Genomic DNA, 25,667 nt, shown 5'->3' on the forward strand with positions numbered 1-25,667 from the left:
GAAGAAAAAACACAGCGAGAGAGAACTCTCGCTGTGTAAAGGTAAAAGAAGTGGATAAGTAGAGGTTTTTAGAAGGGAGGCAGTATGCTATATCCTAAGAATCCTTTGGTTGTGTAGCGAATACCTACATAAAAAGCCAACACTACAAACAATCTCTTCAACCAAATGTCTGGAATATATTTGGAAGTCCTTGGACCAATCACTGATCCTACTATTATTCCTAACAATTCCACTCCTATTAAAGGCCAAAATACAGGAGTACCTTTAACAAACATATAAGAAAATATACTTGTAATCATACCTATCAATACTGCTAATGCTGAAGTTCCTGCAACCAAATACATGGGCAAACCTGCAACACTAGTCAAAAATGGTACTAATAAAAATCCACCACCTACTCCCAAAAAGGAAGCTATTGCAGCAATAAAAAATCCACCAACTACTGGAATCAATGGATTAAAAGAAAATTCTACTCCATAAAATGTAAATACTACTCTGGTTAAACTAAATGACCTTACCTTTACTCCTAACTCACTCTCATCTATCTGAGCACCTTCTTTTTGCTTCTTCACACTCTCCTGAAATGCTTTGGCTGCCTCTTTGGCCTTCTTCTTCTTAGCCTGACCTGCTGGAGTGGTCTCGTAAAATAAATAACACCCCAAAAACAACACAAATAATCCAAAATATCCAATATATTGCTTTAAAGAAATCTTACCAGCTGTAATTACTGGTACCAAATAACTACCACTAATAGATCCAATGGCTAACGCTAATCCCAACGGCAATACAAGTCTGCCCATCTTCCAATAATTAAATGATGATATTGCTGCACTCGTACCTACCAACCATTGGTTAGATACCCTAATTGAGTCCGTTAATACCTTATTTAATACTGGAGATGTCTTCTTAAAGGTAGAGGCATAGTTGCCTAAACCATACACCGTAATATGACCAACTCCTGCCATTATCCCACCAAATGCTCCTACTGTAGAAAATATCCAACCTACCCATATGGCCCAAAAAAAACCAACTATTAAATTAATCTGAGGAGCTCCTGGTATCCCTAAATAACCCTTTGCTGCCCCTTCATTAATCATCCCCGCTCCCTCTCCCTTAGGAGCCTGCGCTATCGCTTCACCTAACCTGTCCGCTAACGCAGGATGACTAGTTAAAAACAATAAGCCTAAAACAAGAAATGAAAATAACCACAATCTTTTCTTTAGCATATACCCTCCTTATGTTAAGAATGTTTTAGCCACTTTGACTTAAAAGCAACTTTTGAGCAAAATCTTGGCGTGCAAATCTAGAAGCCTGATTAGGACGGACAAAAGTTAGAGCTCTCGTAGTACAGGCACTTACACAAGCAGGATCTAATCCCTCATCAATGCGATCTTGGCATAAATCACACTTTATAACTTGACCATTTAGCTCATCCCATTGAGGAACTTTCCAAGGACAGGCCAAAATACACGCTTTACAGCCTACGCATAAACTTTTTTCTACATAAACAATTCCATCTTCTCTTCGTCTCATTGCCCCGGTAGGACAGGCTGCTACACACCATGGATTTTCACAATGAAAACAAGGTAAAAAGATTGTTGGATAGGCTGGTTTACCTTGTTTCTCTATAGGTCCTATGCTCACAAGTTGACCTAACTTTGCTCCAGGTGGAACTTTGTTTTTGGCTTTACAGTGTACTTCACACGCCTTACAACTTATACATCGTTTTTGATTTAAGTGAATGAAATAATTACTCATAAAACTTACCTCACCTTTATGGAATTAATTGGTTAACAGAGTTTATTAAAAAATGCAATATATTTTGCGGAATTATACCAATAAGGACAATACTTATACTTAAGGCCAGAGCCACTAAGCGACAATTGAATGAAATGTCAAGAGATGGGTTATTGGTTTCTTTAGTGTAAGCAAATCGAACTAAATTTAGATAATAAAATATAGCAATGGCGGTATTAATTGCTCCGATAATAACTAGCCAATTAAATCCATATCCCCAAGCAGAAGAAAGAAGAAGGAATTTCCCAATAAAACCAATAGTTGGAGGAATTCCAGCTAATCCAAAGGCTGCAGCAGCTAATACAAAGGCTAGAAATGGTTCGCGCTTATAGAGGCCTTTTAGGTTGTCTATGGTTATGTTTTCACCTTGTTGACTTAGGTTGGTAATAACCCAGAAAATAGCAAGATTCATTAAAATATAGGCTAACGCATAAAATGCCACAGCACTAAGACCTTTAGGTGTTCCTGCAACTAATCCTAGGATCATATATCCTGCATGAGAAATTGTAGAATAGCCAAGTAGTCTTTTAATATCTTTTTGGACCAGAGCTACTAAGTTACCATAGGTCATAGAAAAAGCTGCAAAAATGGCCAGAGTTGTTTTTAGTTCTATGCTTGGCATAAAACTGATTAATCTAATAAGTATTATAATAGCTCCTATTTTAGGCATAGTAGCAGCAAAAGTAGCAGTCTCATTACTTGTGCCCTCGTAGAGGTCTGGGCTCCAAAAGTGAAAAGGGAATAGAGAAAGTTTATATAAAAAGCTTAGTAAAAAGAGACCAAAGCCAACAATTGCTAAAGCAGAAGAATCCCAAGTCCAAGATTGTGTTGCTAAAGTTGTTAGAAAAGTAGTGTGCTTTTGGACTAAAATATAAGAAGCTCCGTATAAACCAAGAGCAGTTGCTACTGCTCCGTAGAGCATATATTTAATGGCACTTTCTACTGCTTTGGGCTCTCTATTTTTTAGAGGTACCAGGATATATAAACTATACGAAGTTAGTTCTAACGCAATATAAATAGTAAAAATTTCTATTGCACTACTTAAAAAAAGAATGCCCAGGGAACTGAAAGCCATAAAAAGAAAATAATCAGCTTTTTTGACAGAAGAGGTAAGAGCAGGATTCTTAAATGCATTTAAAACACATATACTTAAGCCCAGGTAGGTAAGGAATTTAAAAAATTGACTTAAGGCATCGATTTTATAGGTATTAAAAAATAATATTCCTTTAAATTGTAGGGAATATATACTTATAAATATCCCTAAAAAGCAAGCATATGGTAACCATTTAAGGCTAAAGTTTTTTTTAGAAATGCTTTGTAAAAAAAGGATAATAATTATAGCAATTAAATAAAGCTCTGGAAGAAAAAGGTGTAAATTAGTCAAGACTCTTCTCCTTTGCCTCGTTTAAAGTTAGTTCAAATTGATTTTTTCCCTTATCCTGAACAGCAATTTGAACTTTTTGTACTTTGATTAAAGTTTTTTGAATAGATTTATCCATGGTTTTTAAAGCTAACTTGGGGGCAAATCCAAGATAAAAAACCAATATAGCTAATGGTAATAGATAAGCCCATTCTCTTTTATTTAAGTCTTTAAAGTTTTGTGCTTTGCTTGGGCTTCCCCATGCTAATTTTTGAAGAAGTCTTAGCATATAGGCGGCTGCTAAAAGCGCTCCTGGAATGGCTACTAAACCTATTATTTTGTTTTTGGTAAATGCACCAATTAAAACTAATGCTTCTCCTACAAAGCTGTTAGTTCCTGGAAAGGCTAAAGAGGAGAGGGAAAATAGGCCAAAAAAGAACATATAAGAAGGAAGGTATTTACCCAGACCTAAATTCTCGCTTATTTCCCTGCTGTGGCTTCTTTCATAAATTGCTCCTACTAACATAAATAATGCGCCTGTGGTTATACCATGATTGAGCATCTGCATAAGCGCACCTTCTATTCCTCTAAGATTAAACATAAAAATACCTAAAGTTACAAAGCCCATATGAGCAACAGAAGAATAGGCAATTAATTTTTTCATATCTGTTTGCCCTAAAGCTACTAATCCTCCATATAAGATTGAGGCAATGGAAAGGGCAATCATTAAAGGAGCAAAATGGATGCTCGCTGCTGGAGTTAATCCTAGACAAAATCGGATAAATCCATAAGTGCCCATTTTTAATAGCACAGAAGCTAATAGCACAGAACCAGCAGTAGGAGCTTCTACGTGGGCAGCAGGAAGCCAAGTATGGAAGGGAAACATTGGCACTTTAATGGCAAAAGCCAAAGCCATTGCTAAAAAGGCCCAAAACTGAAAATTAAAAGAAAAGTTATGTTGCAATAATTCTGGGATAGAAAATGTTTTGCCTACCAAGTAAAACCCGATAATGGCCACTAATAAAAGAGTACTTCCAGCTAAAGTATAAATAAAAAATTTAATAGAGGCATATTTCTTTCTTGGACCACCCCATATAGCAATTAATAAAAACATAGGGATTAGCATTGCTTCCCAGAAAATATAAAACAATACAAAATCTAGGGCTACAAAAACTCCTATACACGCAGAAGTCATTAATAAAAGACAAATATGAAATTCTTTTACTCTTTTAGTTATGTAAGTCCATGAACATAAGACGCATAAAGGCAATAAGAATATTGTTAATAAGACCATTAGATAGCTGATACCATCTATTCCAAGATGATAATTGATATTAAATTGTTCTATCCAAGGTTTTAGCTCTACAAATTGGAATACAGAAGAATTTAGTTTAAATTTTAGTAGTGGTATTGCCAGAACGATTTCTATAAAGCTTATAATGAGAGTAGAAATACGTACTGATTTCTCTTTGTTTATTCCTAAAATGAAAACTACACCCAATAATGGGAAAAAGATTAATGTTGTTAAAACAGGCCAAGTTGTAACCATAGATTACTCCACTTAAAAAAGATAGATTAAGCTAAAAATAGCAAAGGCAATTAATACACTAATACCTAGATATATTCTAACATCACCTTTTTGTATTTTTGATATATTATTGCCACATCGGATAAAGTTATAGGCAAAACCATCTATGACTCTGTCTATTTCTTCCCAATCAAATAGAGCAGATCCTCTCGCTAACCCCATAAGACCGCGTAAACCTATTTTTTTGTATATTTCAGACCACCAATTATCTATTTTTTCAATAGGATTTTTACAGAGTTTAAGGAAACTTCTTCCAATAAGTCGATAAAAATAATCAAAGTCTAAGTTAAGTTTAGGCTCGGGAGTAAGTTTTTTACGAAGAACATAAAATCCTAGTCCTGTAAAAGAGAGTAATAAAAGTGTTTGTTCTAAGTGCCAAGGAGTATAAGGAGTATATTCTACTTCAAATGGTAATAGATGATAAAGGAAGTTTGGATAAACACCGATGAAGAAGCACAAGAAACTAGCTATAAACATAGCTACGTACATGTTTTTGGGAAGCGGTTTAATGCTGCCTGAATATTTTTTTTCTCCATAAAAGGCAAAGTAGGGTAATTTTATTCCTACAGAGAGGAATGTTCCTACTGCAGCTAATTCTAATCCGAGGGCTAAAATAGTTCTGTGAGCTTCAGCTGCTCCAGAGATTACCATAGTTTTACTTACAAAACCTGAGAATAGAGGAAATCCAGAAATAGAAACAGCTCCTACCATGTAAAATACAAAGACCCAGGGTAATTTTGTGGCAAGGCCGCCTAGTTCGGAAAGCTTGGCTGTACCTGTAGCATATAGTAATGATCCTGCTCCCATGAAAAGCAGTCCTTTATATAGGATATGAGCATAAGCATGGGCACATGCACCATTTAAAGTCATACTTGTACCTATTCCAATACCTGCCACCATATAGCCTACCTGCGATACAATATGATAGGCTAGTATTCTTCTGGCATTATTCTCAATGGTAGCATAAAATACGCCATAGATAGCCATTATTGTCCCAGCAATTGCCAATATTTCAAACCCTGCAAAGCCTCTGGCAAGGACGTACACTGCAGTTTTAGTAGTAAAGGCACTCATAAACACTGCTCCTGTAATTGTTGCCTCTGGATATGCGTCTGGGAGCCAGGCATGTAAAGGCACAACAGCAGCGTTTACTGCAAAGCCAATTAATATAAGATAATCATATATAGTAGCGCTACTTGGGGAAATTGGAACAAAATCAAAATTACCCACAACTTTATAGCGTAAAAGCAATCCACCTAACAGAAAGAGTCCTCCCAGAGTATGAAATATAAAGTATCTAAAACCTGCGTTTGTCGCTTTAGGATTGTTTTGATTTAGCCATACCAAAAAAGTTGAGGCTACCGCCATAAGTTCCCAAAAGATAAAAAGTGTAAAATAATCCCCAGCAAAAGTAGAGCCAAAGGCGCCTGCTACATATAATGCTGCGGCTATATGTTGGGCCCTTTCTTTAACATGAAAAGCATAAATAAAGCCGATAATGGATTGGATGGCAAAGACGTGAGCAAAAACTATGCTTAAGGTATCTACTCGGCCAAGAGTTAGTTTGAAACCTAAATAGCTAATTTCATTATATATTCCAGGTTTCATTAAAAGTACGCAAAAAATAGCAATTATTCCTGGAAGAGGAAGAAGATATTTAAAACTCCTATGTTTCCAGATTGTTAAAATACCTGCAAAGATGATAAAAATAAAAGCTGGATGAATAAAATTAGTTGCGTTCATAAAAATCCTCGTCTTTTCCTAAAAAAGTATGTGCGCATCCTTTAGCTATTTTTACTAAGATTATAGTACAGCCAAATCCAAAAATAGCCCAGAACCCTGGTATTAATTCAGCTTTAAAGTGGGGATGGTGAGGTTTTAGAAAAATGTTTATTATCACTAAAATAGCTAGACAGGTAAAAAAGAACTTCTTCCACCACATTTTCTTTTGTTGTGCCTTGGTCAACCATTCTCTTAAAATGGCCATTTAACACCTCCAAGGGTTTTTATAAAATTTAAAAATGGGTCAGGGTATAATCCTAATAATACCGAGATAAGGGCTGTGATAGTTAATGGAACTACCATGGTAAGAGGAGCTTCCTTATATTCATCCAAATTTATATCTGGATGAGGTTTTCCAAAAAAGCCTTTATATACAATAGGACCAAAATACGCTGCATTTAAGACAGTGCTGGCAAGCAGAGCGATTAGAAGGATAACTCTATTAATATCTACCGCACCGTTGACTAAGTACCATTTACTCACAAACCCACACACAGGAGGAACTCCAATCATACTTAGAGAAGCTAGAGCAAAGGCAGTATATGTGAGAGGCATTTTTTTGCCTAATCCATTCATGAGGCTGATTTTCTTTAGATGAGTTGCCACATAAATGGCACCTGCTGCAAAAAAGAGGGTAATTTTACTAAAGGCATGGTGGGCAATGTGGGCTAATCCTCCTGTTACTGCAAAAGGAGAGAGCATAGCTACTCCTAATACAATATAAGAAAGTTGACTTACTGTAGAGTACGCCAATCTAGCCTTTAAGTCGTCTTTAGTTAGAGCGATTAAAGAAGCTGTTACAATAGTAAAGGCGGCTAAATAGGCTGTAGGAATGCCTAAGTTAAAATGATTCATTGCTTGAAGGCCAAATACAGAAAGAATAATTCTACTAATAGAGAATACTCCAGCTTTAACTACTGCTACAGCGTGGAGTAGTGCAGATACAGGAGTAGGAGCAACCATTGCCGAAGGAAGCCAGTTATGTAGGGGCATAATAGCAGCTTTGGCTAATCCAAAGATATATAAAAAGTAGGTAATAGTAATCCATATAGGGTTTGTCCCAGGCGGGAAAATTCCTTTGGCAATATCTCCTAATCTAAAGTCTAACGTACCTGCAAGAACATAGGTTAAAATCATTGCAGGAAGTAAAAAGAGTTTTGATGTGCCCATTAAATAAACGATATATTTTTTAGCCCCTGTATATGCTTCTTCGTCTTGATGGTGGGCTACTAAAGGATAGGTAAAAATAGTTATGACTTCATAAAAGAGGTAAAGGGTAAAGACATTACCACTTAGAGCTACACCTTGAGCCCCAAAAATCGCAATGGCAAAGCAAATATAGTATCTGGTCTGAGCGTGTTCATTTAGAGAACGCATATATCCAATATTATAACTTGTAGCAAAAAACCATAAAAAGGAAGAGATGATAGCAAAGATTAGACTAAGTCCATCTGCACAAAATTTAACATTTATGCCTGGAAGAATTTCAAATAGAGTATAAGTATAGATATTGCCTTTTAAAACTCCTAATCCAATAGGAATTAAGCTTAGAAAAGTTAATAAAGCCGCAACAAAAGAAATGCTTTCTCGTAAATTAACATTTTTTCTAAAAATCCATACAAAGAGAGGGGCAATCATTGTAATGCCCAAGGGTATAAGTAGTAGTGCAGAATAAATAGTTGTCATATTAACCTCTCAAGGAGTTTATTTTATCTGCTTCTATTTGACCAAAGCGTCTAAATACAACTAAAATAAGTGCTAGTAGGACTGTTGCTTCAGCAGCAGCAAGTCCCATCACAATTAGTGTTCCTGCTTGTCCAAGAAAATCCGCAGTTTCAGTCAGCTTGGTTGAAGCCATTATGGCAAGACCTGCTCCATTTAAAAGCAATTCTATACAGATTAGTATTCCTACCAAGGTTCTTCGCCAAATAATGCCCACTATCCCTACAACCATTAAAAAGAGAGCAACTAAGTGGTAGATAGTTAAGAAATTCATTTTTATTCCTCTCGACTTATTTTTTTCTCAAATCCTAAAACAACAGCTCCTGCCATTGCCACTAATAATACTACAGAGATTAACTCAAAAGGTAACATATATGGGCCAAGAAAAAAAGTTCCCAGGTCCTGGATAGAGGAAACTTTTGGCGTTTGAGAGGATCGTAGTTCATTTAGCAAAAAATAACCAAGTACACTAACTAAAATGAAAGGTAAGGTACAGATTAAAAAGTACTGACTTTTCTTCCGAGGTTTTGCTTCATCTCCTTGAGACGAGGCTTTGGTAAAAGCAATGGCAAAGAAGATTAAGATACTAATTGCTCCTACATAAATTAAGATTTGCATGATTCCAATAAAAGGAGCAGCCATTAAAAAATAAAGCCCAGCAACTCCAAATAAAGTTAAGATAAGGCCTGTTAGGGCTCGGATAATGTTTTTAGTAAAAATAGTAACCAGGCCACCAAAGATAATCATTGCTATATGGATGCCTAAGACTATTGCTCCTATTTTTTCCATCTTAATCCTCGATGTTTTGTTTTTGTCTGGCTTGATTTTGTAATCTTGCCAGAAGGTCAAATTCAAATTCTTTTCTACTGTATCCTGCCAAATAAATATCTTTTGAAAATTTAAGCGAACCTGCTGGGCAATTTTGAACACATAATCCACATAAACTGCAATAATTATAGTCTAACTCAAAGGAAAATAATTTTTTTCTCATTTTAGGTGGTGGAGCTACTTTATGTTTAATATCTAGAGGAGTATCTTGAATATCTGGATGAGGGGTATGAACTGTTTTTGTTTCTATAGGCTCTTTTACAATTTTTATTTTTATACAACCAGATGGACAAATATTTTCACATAAACCACACGCAATACATTTGGGTACAAAGGGGTTGTTCTCTTTAGGCACTAACTCTATATGTCCTCGATATCCTTCCAAGCCTGTTGGGGTAACTACTTCTCGAGGATAATGAATAGTGACGTTAGGTTTTAAGAAATTTTCCCCTGTAATTTTTAGCCCTACAATAAGGCTTACAAGACCATCAAATGCTTCTTTTAATTTAGTCCCTATAGTCATCACAGTTTCACCACCAACGCTGTTATTAAAATATTAATTAACGTAAGAGGAATAAACCACTTCCAAGTTAAGTTTAGTAATTGATCAAATCTTACTCTGGGATAAGTCCACCTTACCCAAATCATTAATAACAGAAGTCCATATACTTTTAGTAAAAACCACCACCAACCTGGGGCAACAGGTCCCTGGTATCCTCCTAGAAATAAAATAGAAGCAAGAGCACATCCTACTACCATATAAGAATATTCTGCTAAAAAGAATAGGCCAAAACCCATTCCCGAATATTCTGTGTGAAACCCTGCGGTAAGTTCACTTTCTGCCTCAGGTAAATCAAAGGGAGCTCTATTCGTTTCTGCAAATACACAGATAAAAAAGATAATAAAGGCTAGTGGTTGTTTTACAACCAACCATTGCCAAGGCCACGCTCCTTGATAGTTAGTGATATCTACTAAATTTAGGCTTCCGGTTAATAAAACAACAGGCAAAAGAGAAAGCAAAAGGGGGATTTCATAGGCTACAGATTGAGCAATATTTCGTGCTGCACCCAATAAAGACCATTTATTTTGTGAACTCCAACCAGCCAAGCACAAAGCTAAAACATTTAGGCCACTAAAGGCTAGAACTAAAATCAAACCGATATTTATAGAAATATTTTGTAGAGTTGGGCCAAAAGGTAAAGGCAGAAAACATACAATTGCTGGAGCAAAGGAGATGAGGGGGGCGGCCCAATAAAGAATAGGATCTGCTCCTTTAGGAGTGATCATTTGCTTTGCAACTAGTTTAACTGCATCTGCCAGGGGCTGTAGAATTCCATGGGGGCCAACTTCAAAAGGACCTGGTCGTCTTTGAATATGGCCAGCTATTTTTCTTTCAAGATAAACACATACTAACCCATTTAGACCAACAAAGGCTAATATTCCTATCAGTCCAATTACTATTTGAATAAAAGGTAAGGGTATTTGGGATATATTTATCATCTGTCGATCTCCGGAATTACTAAGTCTAAACTACCTAAAATAGATACTGCATCTGCCAATAATGTCCCTTTTGCTACTTCAGAAAAAAGACTTAAATTAGAAAAACTAGGGGAGCGGAGTTTCAATCTATAGGGAAAAGCAGTTCCATCACTTACTAAATGGACTCCTATTTCTCCCCTAGCCCCCTCTACAGCAAAATAAACTTCTCCTCGAGGAGGTTTAGGGCGCTTTGGAGCCTTGGGGTGAATATATTTTCCAGATGGTAATTGTTTAAGAGCTTGCTCAATAATATTTAAGCTTTGCTCCATTTCTTGCATACGGACTAAATATCTTCCCAGAGCATCTTTAGTTTGTGTAGTAGGGATTTCAAATTCTAACTCAGGATATATGGAATATGGCTCTGCTCTTCGAATATCATATTTGACATCAGAGCCTCTTAATACAGGCCCTGTTGCTCCATATTTACGAAGAGTCTCTTTTTCTATGATGCCTATTCCTTCTACCCGTTTTCTTAAAATAATATTATCTGTAACAAGAGCCTTATACATTTTTAGCCGTTCTCTTAAATATTTGCAGAATTCTGTTGTTTGAGCGATAAAAGTGTCATCTATGTCTTGACTAACTCCCCCAAATCGATAGTAACAATATGTTAATCTAGAGCCAGTTATTCGCTGGAGAATATCCATTACAATTTCTCTATCTTCAAATGCGTACATAATAGGAGTAAATGCTCCTAGGTCTAAAAGATATGCGCCCCACCACAGGAGGTGTGAATTTATTCTATTTAATTCACACGTTATTACTCGAATATATTCTGCTCGTTTTGGTACTTCCAGTCCGAGAAGTCTTTCTACTGCACCTACATATGCCCAATTCCAAGCTAAAGCATGTAAATAATCTATTCGCCCTAAATTAGGTAAATACTGCTCATATCTTTTTACTTCTGCCATTTTTTCGTGCATACGGTGAATATAACCTAAGACAGGTTCGGCTTTTACAATATATTCTCCATCTATTTCTAAAATGATACGCAGCACACCATGGGTGGAAGGATGTTGGGGGCCCATGTTTAGGATAAGAGTATCTTCAGATGGAGTGGGATGAAAATGTCTAGTATAAAAGTCACCACATAATTCACATGCATCTAAATTTGGATTTAACATAGCCATTACCCTTTTTTAGAACACTCAATAAGGTAGTTAGAAAGTTCTTCGTCCCGCGGATGTTGTAATACCTGTTCGCATGCAGGTAATAATTGGTATAAATCTTTTTTCTTATTTTCTGGTTTTAAAAGAGGAGGATCTATTGGGTTTTCTGGGTCTAAAAGAAGAGGTATTAAATTGGGATGATTTTTGAATATAATCCCAAAAAAATCATAACATTCTCTTTCATGCCATAAGGCACCTGGATATACTGATGAAATAGATTCCACCTCTTTCTTTCCTTCTGTTAAAAGCACTCGGAGGACAAGCCTGCCAGGAGTTTCCCAATGATTAAAATGATAAACTAATAGAAATCCTTCTTTTACTTGAGAGGCAACAATGTCTTCTAAATAATATCCTAAAGAATCCAATTTTTGGACACTTTTTAAAAGGGTTTTTGGAGTAATGAAAAAATGCCGTTCATAACCTGTTTGTTCATGAGAACAGGAAGAAAAACAGCAAGCATCTTCTATAAAAGGCGGGAAGAGAGATGTCTTGTTATTCATGAAACTCTCCTTTGGGTTTAGGCCACCACCGTTTCCCTGTAATTTTCTCTTGAAGTTTAAATAATCCTTCTAATAAACCTTCTGGCCTAGGCGGGCATCCAGGGACATATACATCAACAGGGATTAGTTTATCTACTCCCTCCACTATTCCATACTGTCCTTTAAAATAAAAAGGGCCACCTGAAATCGCACAATTTCCCATAGCAATAACCCACTTGGGAGCAGGCATTTGTTCGTAAAGTCTTACTACCATAGGTGCTATTTTTTTACTTACAGTGCCTGCTACAATCATAAGGTCTGATTGCCGAGGCGAAGGACGAAATACTTCAGCTCCAAATCTTGCTATATCAAATCTAGCCATACCTACAGCCATCATTTCAATAGCACAACAGGCTAATCCAAATGTCATAGGCCACAAAGACATAGACCTACAAATATCTAGGTATTTTTTAGTTAATTGGAGGTTGATAATAGGTGTTTCTATTTCAGGTAAATGAAATTTTAAATTTTTATTCTCTTGGGCCACGAGAACACTCCTTTTTTAAAGAAAAAGATAAGAGCTGCAAATAATATGGAAACAAAGATAAATATTTCTATAAAAGGTAAGAAGCCTTTACTTGAAAAATAGCAACTAGCTACTGGGAAAAGATATAACACGTCTACATCAAAGGCTAAGAATAAAAGGGCGTAAAAATAGTAATTTATTCCAAATCGTATCCATGGGGAACCATAGGGACACATTCCACATTCATAAGGAAGAAGAAGATTTTTTTCTTTTGATTTTGGAGCAAGAAGCAGAGAAGCTAAAAGAGGAACACCTGCAAAAATTAAACCCGCAACCAAAAATAGAATAATAGCTACGTGTATCCATAAAAAATTCATTCAGCTTACCTCATAAAATAAATAAAGTTATTCAAAAAGTTTTTCAAAGTTTAACCAGGCTAAACACAAAAGAAGAAAAATTGTCAAGAAAGTTTTTTGTAAGTTATTTTATTCACAAAAAAAATTTTTCTTGCCTTTTTTTTCTCATTAGTTAACACCATAACCTAAAAAACCATTTCGCTAATAAAATGGGGGTAAAATTATGAAAGAAAAAAAATATTCTATTTGTGGAATGTGCACCTCAAGATGTCCTATTGAGGTAGATGTAGAAGATGGTGAAATAAAATTTATTCAAGGAAACAGACAGAGTGGAGTAAGAGGAGGGTTATGTGCCCGTGGAGCAGCAGGCACAGCCTTGATTGAAGATGCTGAAAGGCCTCAATATCCTTTGATTCGTGAAGGAGCAAGAGGAGAGGGTAAGTGGAGAAAGGTTTCCTGGGAGGAGGCCTTTGCTTATGTAGCAGAAAGGTTGAAAGAGGTAATTGATAAATATGGCACAAAGTCTGTGCTTTGGTCGGATAGGGGAGGTCCTTTTGCAGACCTTCATAAAGCTTTTGTTAGGGCTATTGGCTCTCCAAATTATTGTAACCATGATGCTAGTTGTGCGAGAAATGTTCAGCATGCTGCTTTATCCTTGTTTGGTTTTGGTAGAAAAGGTGTTGTCTATGATTTTAAAAATGCTAAGCATGTTGTTTTACAGACAAGGAATTTATTCGAGGCTATTAATGTTAGTGAGTGTGTAGGGATGATGGATGCCCTAGAAAAGGGATGTAAACTTACAGTAATAGATGTTAGGGCTACTATTACTGCAGGCAAAGCAGATACTTTTTTTATGATTCGTCCAGGTACAGATTATGCCTTTAACTTAGCTGTGATTAATGAAATTTTGAGGAAGAAACTTTATGATTCTCACTATGTCAATAAATATTTTGAAGGATTGTCAGAATTACGAAGTTTTGTAGAGCCTTATACTCCTGAATGGGCAGAGGAAGAAACAGGTATACCAGCCAAAGCTTTAAGAAATTTTGTTCAAGAACTAGCCGCAGCTAGTCCTTCTGTGATTTGGCATCCTGGTTGGAATAATGCTCGCTATACGGATTCTTTTTATGTTTCGAGGACTATTTATATTATTAATGCCTTATTGGGTTCTATTGGAGCTAAAGGTGGTTTAGCTTGGGCAATGACTCCAAAGGACTGTGGGAAACAAGGCCTAAACTCTTTAGCTGCTCAATTCCCAAAACCAGAGGAAAAGCGAGCTGATGGAGTTGGTTGGAAGTATAAGTATTTTGATGCTGGCCCAGGTTTGTTGCATTTGGCTTTTAAAGCAATTGAAACAGAAGATCCCTACCCACTAAAAGCTTATATATGTTATAGGCATGATCCTTTGATGGCGTTTCCTGACCCTAATCAACTGAAAAAGATTTTAGATAAATTAGATTTTCTTGTGTCTGTGACCTTTTCGTGGTCAGAGACTGCATGGTATGCAGATGTGGTTTTGCCTTTATCTCCTTATTTAGAACGAGAAAGTATTATTGCAACTAAAAAAGGCCCAAAACCTCATTTTATTGTGCGTCAGAGATGTGTTGAACCTAGGTTTGATACAAAAGCAGATTGGGAAATTATTTGTGGCCTGGCTAAAGCCATGGGTATTGAGAAGTTAAGTTTTGATTCTATTGAAGATATTTGGAACTTTCAGTTAAATGGTACAGGAGTGAAGATAGAAGATTTTAATAAAAATGGCATGGTGATGTTAACAGATACTCCGCTTTATATAGATAGAGAGAATTTAAAATTTAAAACACAATCGGGTAAGATTGAAATAATTGCACCAAAATGGGAAGAGGCAGGAGTACCTTCTTTAAAACCTTATGAACCAAAACCTCATCCTGAAGAAGGGTCTTTTAGGCTTACTGTGGGAAGGTGTGCTATTCATACCCAAGGACATACTATAAATAATGCTTTACTCGTAGAACAAATGCCAGAAAATGTGTTATGGATAAATAGAGATGTAGCAAAAAGTATGGGGATAGAAGATGGAGATATAGTAGAGGTAGATGCTAATAATGGCTATAAAGGCAAAATGAGAGCTTTTGTTACTCCTTTTATACATCCTGAGGCAGTATTTATGGTGCATGGATTTGATTCCGCAACACCCCCAGAGACAAAGGCAAGAAATAGAGGAGTGGCTGACCATAAGTTAATGATAGGCGGCCTAGATGTGTGGGATAAAGCAGGGGGAGCTGTGGCTTTACAAGAGCATTTTGTCAAAATTAAAAAGATTTAAACTAGTTGAGGATATAAAAAAATTATTTTAAAAAGGGGAGGCGGATTTTTCGCTTCCCCTTTTACATTTTTAGGCTTATTGCTTAAAAAAAGTATGATAAGTTAGGAGTAGGGTATGAAATTAAAACTTAAGTCTAAAATATTTTTGCCTTTAACAATTGTTTGTGTGGTTTTGTTGGGAGCTATTTATTTCTTTTTTAGCTTAAAACTTGGTAAATTAACTAATTATTTCATTTGGCAGGTAGGGCAGGCAAAATCAAGAGAAATAAGTTCATATTTTGACTTGGCAACTCAAGAGGCAATGAAGTTATCTTCTTTATTTGTGGCGTTGCCACAGGTAAAAGAGGCATATAAAATGGCTTTGAGTGGTAATATTGATGTAGAAGATGATCCCACTGTTGAAGAGGCACGCAAGCAGCTTAGAAATGCACTGATGACTTTTTTAGAGGGCTATCATCAGGTTTTAGGCCAAAAGCTTAGAATACATTTTCATCTTCCTAATGGTAGAAGTTTTGTGCGGTTGTGGAGAGAAAAAAATGCCAAAAGGCGAGGTGTGTGGGTAGATATTTCTGATGATATTTCTAGCTTTAGGAAAACTGTTTTAACTGTTGCTAGGACAGGTAACAAAGTGTTGGGTATAGAAATTGGTAGAGGTGGATTTTCTTTAAGAGGAGTTTTACCTATAAAAGAAGGAGATAGGCTTTTAGGTTCAGTAGAAGTTTTGGTTGATTTTAATTCTATTTTAAAGGCGGCTAGCAAATCCAAAGAAGAATATTTGGCTGTGTATATGGATAGTAGTTATCTACCAATAGCTACAAAATTACAAGATAAGACAAAATTTCCTATTTTAGGGGATAAATTTGTACAAGTCTATGCACCTAATGAAAAGTTAAATATGCTTTTTGATATTCAATTGTTAGAGAAAGGGTTAGATGGCTTAGTAGTAAAAGAGAAAAATAATTTTGGTGTTGTAGCTTTTCCCATTAGAGATTTTAGTAATAAAGTGGTTGGAGTTTTGGCCTATGCTTTTGATGATAGCAGGCAAGTAGCTTTAGTGAATAATTTGAAACATATTTTATTAGGAGGAGTCAGCCTAATATTAGTGATTTTTCTTTTAATTGGAGTAGGAGTTGTTAGAAGATTTGTGTTAGTTCCTATAGATATTTTGAGAGATTTTGCAGTAAAGGTTGCTAAAGGAGATTTAAAAGCTTCTTTACGTTTTAAAAGTGATGATGAGTTAGGAGAACTTGCTACTGCTTTACAAGAAATGGTGGTAAATTTGAAAAATAAAATTAAAGAAGCTCAAGAAAAGAGTCTTTTAGCAGAGGAGGCTACTAAAAAAGCTAAGAAGGCATTGGCTGAAGCAGAAGAAGCACATAAAAAGGCTGCAGAAGCTACTTTAGCAGGAAAGCTGGAAGCTGCAAAAAGAGTAGAAGAAGTAAGTAAAGTTTTAGAAAAACACAGTACGAATTTATTAGAGAAAATAAACAAAACTTCTTCTGGTGCTAGTTTTCAGAGACAAAGAATACAGGAAACAGCAACTGCTATGGGAGAGATGAATGCGACAGTATTAGAGGTAGCTAGAAATGCTTCTGAGTCAGCTAAAATTTCTGAGGAAACAAAGGAAAAGGCGAATGCTGGATATGATTTGGTTAGTAGAGCAAATGAGATTATGGGAGAAGTTAAAGAAAAATCAGATACAATGAAAAATGCTATGGATAAGTTAGGAGCTCAGGCTCAGGATATTGGAAAAATTATTACAGTGATCGAGGATATTGCAGATCAAACGAATTTATTGGCCTTAAATGCAGCTATTGAGGCAGCAAGGGCAGGAGATGCAGGAAGAGGTTTTGCTGTAGTAGCTGATGAGGTTAGAAAACTAGCAGAAAAAACAATGCAGGCAACAAAAGAAGTTGGAGAAGCTATTGAAGAAATTCAAATAGGGACAAAAAATAATATTCAACATGTAGATCAAGTAGTCCAAATAATTGCTAAAACAGAAGAATTAATTACTCACTCAGGTCAAGCGCTTGAGGAAATTGTTCAATATGCAGAAAGAGCTGCTGATAGTGTTACTGCAATTGCAACTGCTTCAGAGGAACAATCTGCAGCTAGTGAAGAAATTAACGCTCAAATTGAAGAAATTAATAAAATTGCTGAGCAAACAGAACAGATAATGCAAGAAGCAGAAAAATCTGTGACCAGATTGGCAGAGCAAGTAGAAAATCTAAAACATATTATTGAAGAATTAAAGTCTTAATTTGATTTTATTCCCTTTTTTAAAAAATGTACTTGTCAATAAAGGCGCCCTTTTGGGCGCCTTTGATATTTGTTTGGTAAATAAGAGTATTAGGTTAATGTTTATTCTTTTATTTTTAAAATGAAATAGAGAGCAAAATTGGGGAATTAGTTTATATCTTTTATGTAACATATTGATTTTATTTAAAATTATATTTTTTTAAAAAATTTTTAGCACTCACTCTTGACGAGTGCTAATAGCGTGCTTATATGAGCCACCGTCTCAAGTATTAGTGTAAAAAATACAGTTTTGACAAGAAAAACCTTGAAGGAGGGATTGGTATGAATCTGAAACCTTTACATGACAGAGTATTGGTAAAGCGTTTAGAAGAGGAAGAAGTTACAAAAGGTGGAATTATTATTCCTGACACTGCTAAGGAAAAGCCTATTAAAGGCGAGGTAGTAGCTGTAGGGCCTGGAAAGGTCTCTGATGATGGCAAAACAATTCCTATGACTGTAAAAGTAGGAGACAAGATTCTCTTTAACAAATATGCTGGCACAGAAGTAAAGATTGAAGGTGTTGAGCACTTGGTTATGAGAGAAGATGATATTTTAGCTATTATTGAGTAATTAAAATTTTAAGTTAAGGAGGAAGGAAATGGGTGCTAAAGTTATAAAATTTGATGTAGACGCTAGAGCCAAATTAAAAAGCGGTGTAGATATTTTGGCTGAGGCTGTAAAAGTAACCCTTGGTCCTAAGGGGAGAAATGTAGTAATTGAGAAATCTTTTGGTTCTCCAACCATTACTAAAGATGGTGTTACAGTAGCTAAAGAGATTGAGTTAGAAGATAAGTTTGAGAACATGGGCGCACAGATGGTAAAAGAGGTTGCCAGCAAGACCAGTGATATTGCTGGTGATGGTACAACTACTGCTACTGTTTTAGCCCAAGCCATTTTTACAGAAGGTTTAAAGTTAGTAGCTGCTGGTCGTAATCCTATGGCTATTAAGCGAGGTATTGATAAAGCTGTAGAAGCTTTGGTTAAAGAATTAGAAAGGGTTGCTAAACCCACTAGAGATCAAAAAGAAATTGCTCAAGTTGGTACAATTTCTGCTAACAACGATCCTACCATTGGAAATATTATTGCTGAAGCAATGAGCAAGGTAGGAAAAGAAGGTGTAATTACTGTAGAGGAAGCTAAAGGTTTAGAGACTACTTTAGATGTAGTAGAAGGTATGCAGTTTGATCGTGGATATCTTTCTCCTTATTTTGTCACTGATCCTGAGAAAATGGTTTGTGAATTAGAAGATGCTCTTATTTTGATTCACGATAAAAAGATTTCTTCTATGAAAGACTTGTTGCCTGTGTTAGAACAGGTAGCTAAAATGAGCAAGCCTTTACTCATCATTGCTGAGGATGTAGAAGGTGAAGCTTTGGCTACTTTGGTAGTGAATAAACTTAGAGGTACTTTACAAGTTGCAGCTGTAAAGGCTCCTGGCTTTGGTGAGCGTCGAAAAGCTATGTTACAAGATATTGCCATCTTAACTGGTGGTCAGGTTATTTCTGAAGAGTTGGGTGTAAAATTAGAAAGTGCTACTATTAATGATTTAGGTAAGGCAAAAAGAGTAATTATAGATAAAGAAAATACTACAATTGTAGATGGTGCTGGAAAGCCAGAAGATATTAAGGCACGTATTAAACAAATTCGTGCAGAAATTGAAGAAAGCACCTCTGACTATGATAGAGAAAAATTACAAGAACGTTTAGCTAAGATTGTTGGTGGGGTAGCTGTCATCCATGTTGGAGCTGCTACTGAAACTGAGATGAAAGAGAAAAAGGCAAGAGTGGAAGATGCTTTAAATGCTACTAGAGCCGCAGTAGAAGAAGGCATTGTTCCTGGTGGTGGAGTAGCTTTAATTCGCTGCTTGTCTGTTTTAGATGATATTAAACCTGCAGATGATGATGAGGCTGCAGGTATAGAAGTTGTTCGAAAAGCTGCTCAAGCTCCTCTTATTCAGATCTGTAAAAATGCTGGTTTTGAAGGAGCTGTAGTAATTGAGAAGGTAAAATCTATGAAAGATGGTGAAGGTTTTAACGCTGCCACTGGAGAGTATGAAGACCTTTATAAATCTGGTGTAATTGATCCTAAAAAGGTAACTAGAATTGCCTTGCAAAATGCTGCTTCTGTAGCTTCTTTGCTTCTTACTACAGAGGCTGCAATTGCAGAAAAACCAGAAGAAAAGAAAGACACTCCTCCTATGCCTGGTGGTGGAATGGGTGGAATGTATTAATATTAATCTTCCAGTTAAGTTATGCTTTAAAAAGGCCACCTATGGGTGGCCTTTTTTATTGCTTCTTGCGTTTCTATGGCTTAACATTGATTATAATTAATATAGATAAAAAGGTTGATTTTGATGAGTATTGTGCATGGTGGAAATGTTTGGCGTATTGCTAGAGAATTAAAGTGCAAACCAGAAGAAATTTTTGATTTTTCAGCAAGTTTAAACCCCATTGGTCCGCCTAATTGGATAGAAGAAATTGGGAAGACTTTTTTATCTAAAGCTACTCATTATCCTGATATAGAATATTGGGAGCTTAGAGAGAAAGCGGCTTTTTATTATGGTGTAAAAATTAGCCAAATTTGGCCTCTTAACGGTTCTTCAGCTCTTTTTCCGTTGTTACCTTTTTTAAAAAAAGTAAAACAAATAATAACGTTCCCTCCTTGTTTTGGAGAATATATTAGTATATTTTGTGAAAAAAAGCGCAAAATAAAGGTACATTTAGAGTCTGAAAATAATTTTTTATATCCATTTGATGACTTGGAGAAATGTTTGGAGTATCCATCTTTGGTTATTTTGGCCCATCCTAATAACCCAACAAATTCTTTGCTCGATTTTGGAGTAATTAAAAATTTAGCTAATAAATATCCTGAGAGTATTTTTGTTTTAGATTTAGCTTTTTGGGATTTTTTAGATCCACAATTTCAATTTAAACTCAATATTTTGCCTAATATCGTTTATGTTTTTTCCTTGACTAAAATATTGGGATTGCCAGGAGTTAGAATAGGCTTTGTTGTAAGTTCTTCTCAAATTATTGAATCAGCCCAAAAGATGTTACCGCCTTGGTCTGTAGGTACTTGTGGTGTGGAGATTTCCAAAGCATATTTTTCTGATGATTTTTTTGTTGATCATACCAGACAAAGGGTTAAGCAATTGCGCCAAGAATTGATTTCTTTTTTTCAAGAAATGGGGGCAAAAGTTTATCCCAGTTGTTCTAATTTTATTTTAATCCAACATGATAAAGCTAAACAATTAGCTAAATTTTGCTTTGAGCATAGAGTTATTCTCAGGGAGTGTGATTCTTTTGAGGGCTTAGGAGATAATTTTTTACGTATTGCTGTAAGACCTTTTTATGAGCAGGAGCATTTGTTTCAGGTTGTAAGAGAGTTTTTTGGTCAAAAACAAGTTGTTAGGGGTAGAAGAAAGAATAAAAAAAATAAGAGTCCTAAGGTTTTAATGGTACAGGGAACGGCTTCGAATGTAGGTAAATCTTTTTTAGTAGCTGCTTTGGGTCGTATTTTGGCTAGAAAAGGTGTTAAGGTGGCTCCATTTAAAGCTCAAAACATGGCTTTAAACTCTTTTGTGACTAAAGATGGTTTAGAAATAGGACGAGCACAGGCTTTGCAGGCGCAAGCGTGTTTTTTAGAACCAGATATTAGAATGAATCCTATTCTTTTAAAGCCAAGTTCAGAGATAGGGGCGCAGGTGATAGTAAGAGGACAGCCTGTTTCCAATATGAGTGTGGAAGAATATATTGCCTATAAGCCCAAAGCATTTGAGGTTGTAAAAGAATGTTTTAGAGAGTTGAGTTTAGAGTATGATGTTATTTTAGTAGAGGGGGCTGGTAGTCCTGTGGAAATAAATTTGAAAACCCATGATATTGTAAATATGAATTTTGCTCTGTGGGCAAAAGCTAAGGTTTTGTTGGTTGGGGACATAAATTTAGGAGGTATATTTGCTTCTTTTTGGGGAACTTTTTCTCTTTTAACTAAGGAAGAACAAAATCTTATCTTAGGTTTTATTATAAATAAGTTTCGGGGGAGAAAAAGACTTTTAAATTCTGGCCTAGATTTTATTTATCAACTTACTGGCAAACCCGTATTGGGTATAATTCCTTATGTTTCTTTTAATCTTCCAGAAGAGGATTCTGTTAGTTTTAAACAAAAAACAAAGTTTTTTTCTCAGGCTAAGGATAGGGTAAAGATAGGTATTATAGATCTTCCTCATATTTCTAATTTTACTGATTTTGATGCCTTAAAAATGGAAATAGATGTAGATTGTTGTATCATTAGAAGCAAAGAAGATCTTTTAGATAATTTTGATGTGGTTATTATTCCAGGAACTAAAAATGTATTTTTTGATTTAAAATTTTTGCATTCTTCGGGAATAGCTACTTGGCTTTTGGAGAATAAAGATAAGTTAGAGATAGTAGGCATTTGTGGTGGATATCAGATGTTAGGAAGTGTAATTCAAGACGATAGTGGCTGGGAAGGTAAAGGAGAAATTAGCGGGTTAGGATTATTACCTGTTAAAACAGAGTTTAAATCCAAAAAATCTTTATTTCAAACTAAGGGGAAAATTTTTTTTCAAGAAAAAACATTTGATGTTAGCGGCTACGAGATTCATCATGGTGAAACCAAACCTTTAAGTGACCTTCTGGTTTTTGGGTATAATGAAAAGAAAAAATCTTTGGGTTATAAAACAAAAAATGAAAAGATTTGGGGAACATATTTACATGGAATTTTTGATAATGATGATTTTAGACATGCATGGTTAAACAATTTGAGGTCTCGAAAAGGTTTATCTATTTTAGAGCAAAGGCCCACTTATACTATTTCGCAAGAAATAGATAAACTAGCTGATTTGGTTGAAGAAAATATAGAACTTGATTTATTAGATAAAATAATAGGCTAGTTATTTTTTTTTGGCCAAAGGATGGGCTGTGTCATAGATTTTCATAATATTATCTAAATTAAGGTGAGTATAACGCTGAGTTGTTGAGATTCTAGAATGTCCTAATAACTCTTGGACTGTTCTAAGATCAGCTCCTGCTTGCAGCAAATGGGTGGCAAATGAGTGTCGTAAAGTATGAGGGCTAATATTTAAATCTAGTTTTGCCTGTTGGGCAAGTTTAAGTAAAATTCGATTTGCTTCTCGTCGATTAAGTCTTTTCCCTCGCATGCCTAAGAAAAAAGCCTCTTCAGTGGGTTTTGGATTAAATGCTTGTCTTTGGTCAAGATAGTTTAAAAGCCGTTTATTGGCTTTGGAACTAATGGGTACCATTCGTTGTTTTTGACCTTTGCCTAAAACTATGACTATATTTTGTCCAAGATCAATATCTCCTAGGTTCAACCCTATGGCTTCACTAATCCTTAGGCCAGAACCATAGATCAACTCTGCTAAAGCCAAATTTCTAAGGTTTTTAGGTGTTGGTTCTAGATCAGTTTCTAATAAGGTTAATATTTGATCTATATTTAAGACACGGGGTATTTTCTTATCTTGTTTAGGGTTTTTAATTCCTAAAATTGGATTTTTAGATATTTTTTTTCTTTTTAAAAGAAAATTAAAAAATGTTCGCAAAGAAGAAAGTTTGCGAGCCATAGAACTTTTTTGTAAATTTTTTGCATATAAGGAACTTAGATAGGATAAAATATCATTTTTTTCAATATGTTGAGGAGAATCGAGGGTTTTAGCAACTGATTGCAAATATGATTCAAAATCTATTAAATCCCTACCATAAGCACTTATGGTGGCTTTAGAATATCCTTTTTCTACATCTAAATAAGCTAAAAAGATTTGTAAGTTAATTGGTAGGTTTTCTTCTGTCCAAGACATAGCAACTTTTGGGGTTTTCTTTGGCAATTTTTTTAAGATTCATAGCAATTTGGGCAGCTTCTCCATAGTGTTTTAATTGCCCATAATTGAAAACTACGGCAATAGAAATAGCCATAAATGGAAATTCTCTGATATTACCTTGTCTATCTGTAGAGCGAATATAGCCATTTTCTCTATCTTTAGGATCATAAAAATTGGGCACAATGCTATCAAAACTGCTTATTATCATTTTACAGGCTTGCTCAACTTTTTGAGGAGATACAATAAAGACAAAATCGTCTCCTCCTACATGTCCGACAAAACTATTTTGTCCGCCAAAAGCCCTAATGGTGTTTACAATAATTCTGGCTGTCATCATAAGTACTTCATCGCCTCTAGAAAAGCCATATTTATCGTTAAAAGATTTAAAATAATCTAAATCAACATAGGCAAGGGCAAATTCTTTTTTTTGATCTATAAGGCTTTGAATTTTTTGAATAATAGACGTATTTCCTGGAAGTTTAGTGAGGGGATTGGCATCTAATGCCCTGGCTGCTCTACTGAGTACTAGATGTAAACGAGGTTCCACAATTGTAGGATTAATTGGTTTTAGAATAAAGTCATCAGCTTCTAGATGACAGAAATTTATGGATTTTAATTCATTTTGGTTTAGAATCAACACTACAGGAACTTGTCTATATACATTTTCACTTTTAAATAGACCTACAAGTTCAAATGCACTAATATCCTTTATTGCACTATCAATTAGAAGTAGCCCTGGGGGACTATTAAAAAGATATTCTATTGCTCCTGTTCCTCGTTCAAAGATAGACCAATTAGCTTCAGGCAAGATTTTTTTTAATTCTTGGAACAAGTCATTGGAATTAGAAATAAGAAAAAAGTCTTTTTTTTGCATTTTTATTCTTCGGGGTTAAATCCAGAGAGTTCTAAAAATTCATCTGCCAATTCATCTAAAATTGCTTCAAAGGTTTTTGAAGAGAGTTTTAAGATTTTGCATGCTTCTGGATATAGTTTACTTGCATGGTCGTCTCCTGCAAAACCAACTTCAAAAACTCTAGTAATAAAGTCAGCTAAGTGTACTACCGCTGCCATTTCAGGATAATATTGGGCGCTTTTAATTTGATGATGCCAAGCTAAACCTTCTTTAAGTCTTAAGGGCAAGTTCCAGTAGTCTGCCAACCAGGCATTTATTCTATCGTGTCCAAAGCCCATAACTTTTTTTTCTGCCACATAATAAGGAATATCTTCTTTTTTTACTAATTCTTCTACTTCTTTTTTTAATTCAGGAAGTTGAACAAGGGCAATGACTTTGCCTAAATCGTGTAATAATCCTCCTACAGCATATTCTTCAGGGTCTTTTAGACCAACTGTTTTGGCAATTGTAGAAGCAGCTAAGGCACATCCCAGACTATGTTCCCAAAGTCCTACCATAGATTTATTCATAATATCAAAGACAGATGTGCTGATAATAAGACCTTTAATTACATTAAAGCCAAGTAGAACTAAGGCATGTTGGATTGTTGAGATGCGGCGGGGGAAACCATATATTGGAGAATTTACCATTTTTAACACCTTAGCTGATAGAACTTGGTCCTTGGAAATAACATTGGCAATTTTTTCAGTAGAGACAGTTGGATCTTCTACTAATTTGCTAACTTCTTCTAAAACTTGGGGCAGGGTTGGTAGGTCTTTAACTGCCAAGACTTTCTTTTTAGATTCCAAGCGTAAATCTTCCATTACTCTTCCCCTTTTGAGGCTTGTTGCTCTAATGCTGCTTTTTGTTTAAAATAATTTTGAATGAGTTTTTTTATTTTTTGCATAAATTGGTCATCTTTGTAATATCTAAATAAATAATCCAGGCGTTCAATGCGTTTAGTATAAGATGGACTTGAAGCTATTCCATCTAAATCAAGGGGAGTGCCTTTGACTGTAATATATTTTATCCCTTTGGATTCAATAATCCTAATTATGTTTTCATTTAAAGTTGCTCCAGCTGCTAAAAGAACTTGACCTGTTTCTAAAGTGACAGGCTTTTCTAAAACCATACCTGCTTGAGCAAGATTTATAGGAATTTTTTGCATTTTTC

24 protein-coding genes are annotated in these 25,667 nt (G+C 35.4%); 5 read left to right on the forward strand and 19 right to left on the reverse strand.

What is annotated here, in order from left to right; genetic code table 11:
• Positions 1 to 68 precede the first annotated feature (68 nt).
• From BLP60_RS10095 to BLP60_RS10165, 15 genes are read right to left on the reverse strand one after another with little or no spacing between them, the layout of a single operon-like run.
• A complete protein-coding gene (locus BLP60_RS10095) occupies positions 69 to 1,226 on the reverse strand; it encodes a sulfite exporter TauE/SafE family protein (protein WP_092066606.1) in 1,158 nt (385 codons plus the stop codon).
• A 25-nt stretch (positions 1,227 to 1,251) separates the two neighbouring features.
• A complete protein-coding gene (locus BLP60_RS10100; RefSeq protein ID WP_092066608.1) occupies positions 1,252 to 1,758 on the reverse strand; it encodes a 4Fe-4S dicluster domain-containing protein in 507 nt (168 codons plus the stop codon).
• Positions 1,759 to 1,774: 16 nt separating this feature from the next.
• Positions 1,775 to 3,181 (reverse strand): NADH-quinone oxidoreductase subunit N, encoded by a 1,407-nt coding sequence (locus BLP60_RS10105; protein ID WP_092066610.1) that lies wholly within the window; start codon positions 3,179 to 3,181, stop codon positions 1,775 to 1,777.
• On the reverse strand, positions 3,174 to 4,706 hold the full coding sequence (locus BLP60_RS10110) for a complex I subunit 4 family protein (RefSeq protein ID WP_092066612.1): 1,533 nt from the start codon (positions 4,704 to 4,706) through the stop codon (positions 3,174 to 3,176). Before BLP60_RS10110 ends, BLP60_RS10105 begins: the two co-directional genes overlap by 8 nt.
• A gap of 12 nt (positions 4,707 to 4,718) precedes the next feature.
• Complete coding sequence (locus BLP60_RS10115; protein WP_092066614.1) at positions 4,719 to 6,488, reverse strand: Na(+)/H(+) antiporter subunit D; 1,770 nt, start codon at positions 6,486 to 6,488, stop codon at positions 4,719 to 4,721.
• A complete protein-coding gene (locus tag BLP60_RS10120) occupies positions 6,475 to 6,732 on the reverse strand; it encodes a hypothetical protein (protein ID WP_092066616.1) in 258 nt (85 codons plus the stop codon). Before BLP60_RS10120 ends, BLP60_RS10115 begins: the two co-directional genes overlap by 14 nt.
• Entirely contained in the window at positions 6,720 to 8,213 is a 1,494-nt protein-coding gene (locus BLP60_RS10125) for a monovalent cation/H+ antiporter subunit D family protein (RefSeq protein WP_092066618.1), read from the reverse strand. The genes BLP60_RS10120 and BLP60_RS10125 overlap by 13 nt, the downstream gene beginning before the upstream one ends.
• 1 nt (position 8,214) lies before the next feature.
• Positions 8,215 to 8,523 (reverse strand): NADH-quinone oxidoreductase subunit NuoK, encoded by a 309-nt coding sequence (gene nuoK / locus BLP60_RS10130; protein ID WP_092066620.1) that lies wholly within the window; start codon positions 8,521 to 8,523, stop codon positions 8,215 to 8,217.
• A 2-nt stretch (positions 8,524 to 8,525) separates the two neighbouring features.
• A complete protein-coding gene (locus BLP60_RS10135; protein WP_092066622.1) occupies positions 8,526 to 9,038 on the reverse strand; it encodes an NADH-quinone oxidoreductase subunit J family protein in 513 nt (170 codons plus the stop codon).
• 1 nt (position 9,039) lies between these two features.
• Positions 9,040 to 9,600 carry a 4Fe-4S binding protein gene (locus BLP60_RS10140; RefSeq protein WP_092066624.1) on the reverse strand — a complete coding sequence of 187 codons (561 nt, stop codon included), beginning with the start codon at positions 9,598 to 9,600 and terminating at the stop codon, positions 9,040 to 9,042.
• Positions 9,600 to 10,577, reverse strand: coding sequence for an NADH-quinone oxidoreductase subunit NuoH (nuoH, locus tag BLP60_RS10145; RefSeq protein ID WP_092066626.1), 978 nt, complete (start codon positions 10,575 to 10,577; stop codon positions 9,600 to 9,602). Before nuoH ends, BLP60_RS10140 begins: the two co-directional genes overlap by 1 nt.
• Entirely contained in the window at positions 10,574 to 11,740 is a 1,167-nt protein-coding gene (locus BLP60_RS10150) for an NADH-quinone oxidoreductase subunit D (RefSeq protein WP_092066676.1), read from the reverse strand. The genes nuoH and BLP60_RS10150 overlap by 4 nt, the downstream gene beginning before the upstream one ends.
• Positions 11,741 to 11,745: 5 nt before the next feature.
• Positions 11,746 to 12,285, reverse strand: a complete 540-nt coding sequence (locus BLP60_RS10155) for an NADH-quinone oxidoreductase subunit C (RefSeq protein WP_092066628.1) — start codon at positions 12,283 to 12,285, stop codon at positions 11,746 to 11,748.
• A complete protein-coding gene (locus BLP60_RS10160) occupies positions 12,278 to 12,769 on the reverse strand; it encodes an NADH-quinone oxidoreductase subunit B (protein ID WP_289626256.1) in 492 nt (163 codons plus the stop codon). The genes BLP60_RS10155 and BLP60_RS10160 overlap by 8 nt, the downstream gene beginning before the upstream one ends.
• Positions 12,770 to 12,786: 17 nt before the next feature.
• The gene (locus BLP60_RS10165; RefSeq protein WP_092066632.1) at positions 12,787 to 13,167 is read right to left on the reverse strand and encodes an NADH-quinone oxidoreductase subunit A; all 381 of its coding nucleotides are present in this window, start codon (positions 13,165 to 13,167) and stop codon (positions 12,787 to 12,789) included.
• A 202-nt stretch (positions 13,168 to 13,369) separates the two neighbouring features.
• On the opposite strand from BLP60_RS10165, the gene BLP60_RS10170 reads away from it, so the two are divergent.
• From BLP60_RS10170 to BLP60_RS10190, 5 genes are all read left to right on the forward strand, one after another.
• Positions 13,370 to 15,451, forward strand: a complete 2,082-nt coding sequence (locus BLP60_RS10170) for a molybdopterin-dependent oxidoreductase (protein WP_159427732.1) — start codon at positions 13,370 to 13,372, stop codon at positions 15,449 to 15,451.
• A 114-nt stretch (positions 15,452 to 15,565) separates the two neighbouring features.
• On the forward strand, positions 15,566 to 17,710 hold the full coding sequence (locus BLP60_RS10175) for a methyl-accepting chemotaxis protein (RefSeq protein WP_092066636.1): 2,145 nt from the start codon (positions 15,566 to 15,568) through the stop codon (positions 17,708 to 17,710).
• Between the two features lie 320 nt (positions 17,711 to 18,030).
• Positions 18,031 to 18,318, forward strand: coding sequence for a co-chaperone GroES (gene groES, locus BLP60_RS10180; protein ID WP_092066638.1), 288 nt, complete (start codon positions 18,031 to 18,033; stop codon positions 18,316 to 18,318).
• A gap of 28 nt (positions 18,319 to 18,346) precedes the next feature.
• The gene (gene groL / locus BLP60_RS10185) at positions 18,347 to 19,978 is read left to right on the forward strand and encodes a chaperonin GroEL (protein ID WP_092066640.1); all 1,632 of its coding nucleotides are present in this window, start codon (positions 18,347 to 18,349) and stop codon (positions 19,976 to 19,978) included.
• A 123-nt stretch (positions 19,979 to 20,101) separates the two neighbouring features.
• Positions 20,102 to 22,660 carry a cobyric acid synthase gene (locus tag BLP60_RS10190; RefSeq protein WP_092066642.1) on the forward strand — a complete coding sequence of 853 codons (2,559 nt, stop codon included), beginning with the start codon at positions 20,102 to 20,104 and terminating at the stop codon, positions 22,658 to 22,660.
• On the opposite strand, the gene xerC is transcribed toward BLP60_RS10190, so the two are convergent.
• From xerC to BLP60_RS10210, 4 genes are read right to left on the reverse strand one after another with little or no spacing between them, the layout of a single operon-like run.
• A complete protein-coding gene (gene xerC, locus BLP60_RS10195) occupies positions 22,661 to 23,581 on the reverse strand; it encodes a tyrosine recombinase XerC (RefSeq protein ID WP_092066644.1) in 921 nt (306 codons plus the stop codon).
• Positions 23,550 to 24,476, reverse strand: a complete 927-nt coding sequence (locus BLP60_RS10200; protein ID WP_092066646.1) for a GGDEF domain-containing response regulator — start codon at positions 24,474 to 24,476, stop codon at positions 23,550 to 23,552. The genes xerC and BLP60_RS10200 overlap by 32 nt, the downstream gene beginning before the upstream one ends.
• 2 nt (positions 24,477 to 24,478) lie before the next feature.
• Entirely contained in the window at positions 24,479 to 25,318 is an 840-nt protein-coding gene (locus tag BLP60_RS10205; RefSeq protein WP_092066648.1) for an HDOD domain-containing protein, read from the reverse strand.
• A complete protein-coding gene (locus BLP60_RS10210) occupies positions 25,318 to 25,662 on the reverse strand; it encodes a hypothetical protein (RefSeq protein ID WP_092066651.1) in 345 nt (114 codons plus the stop codon). The genes BLP60_RS10205 and BLP60_RS10210 overlap by 1 nt, the downstream gene beginning before the upstream one ends.
• Positions 25,663 to 25,667 lie beyond the last annotated feature (5 nt).

Origin of the sequence: Desulfonauticus submarinus, assembly GCF_900104045.1 — a bacterium.
Classification (GTDB): domain Bacteria; phylum Desulfobacterota; class Desulfovibrionia; order Desulfovibrionales; family Desulfonatronovibrionaceae; genus Desulfonauticus; species Desulfonauticus submarinus.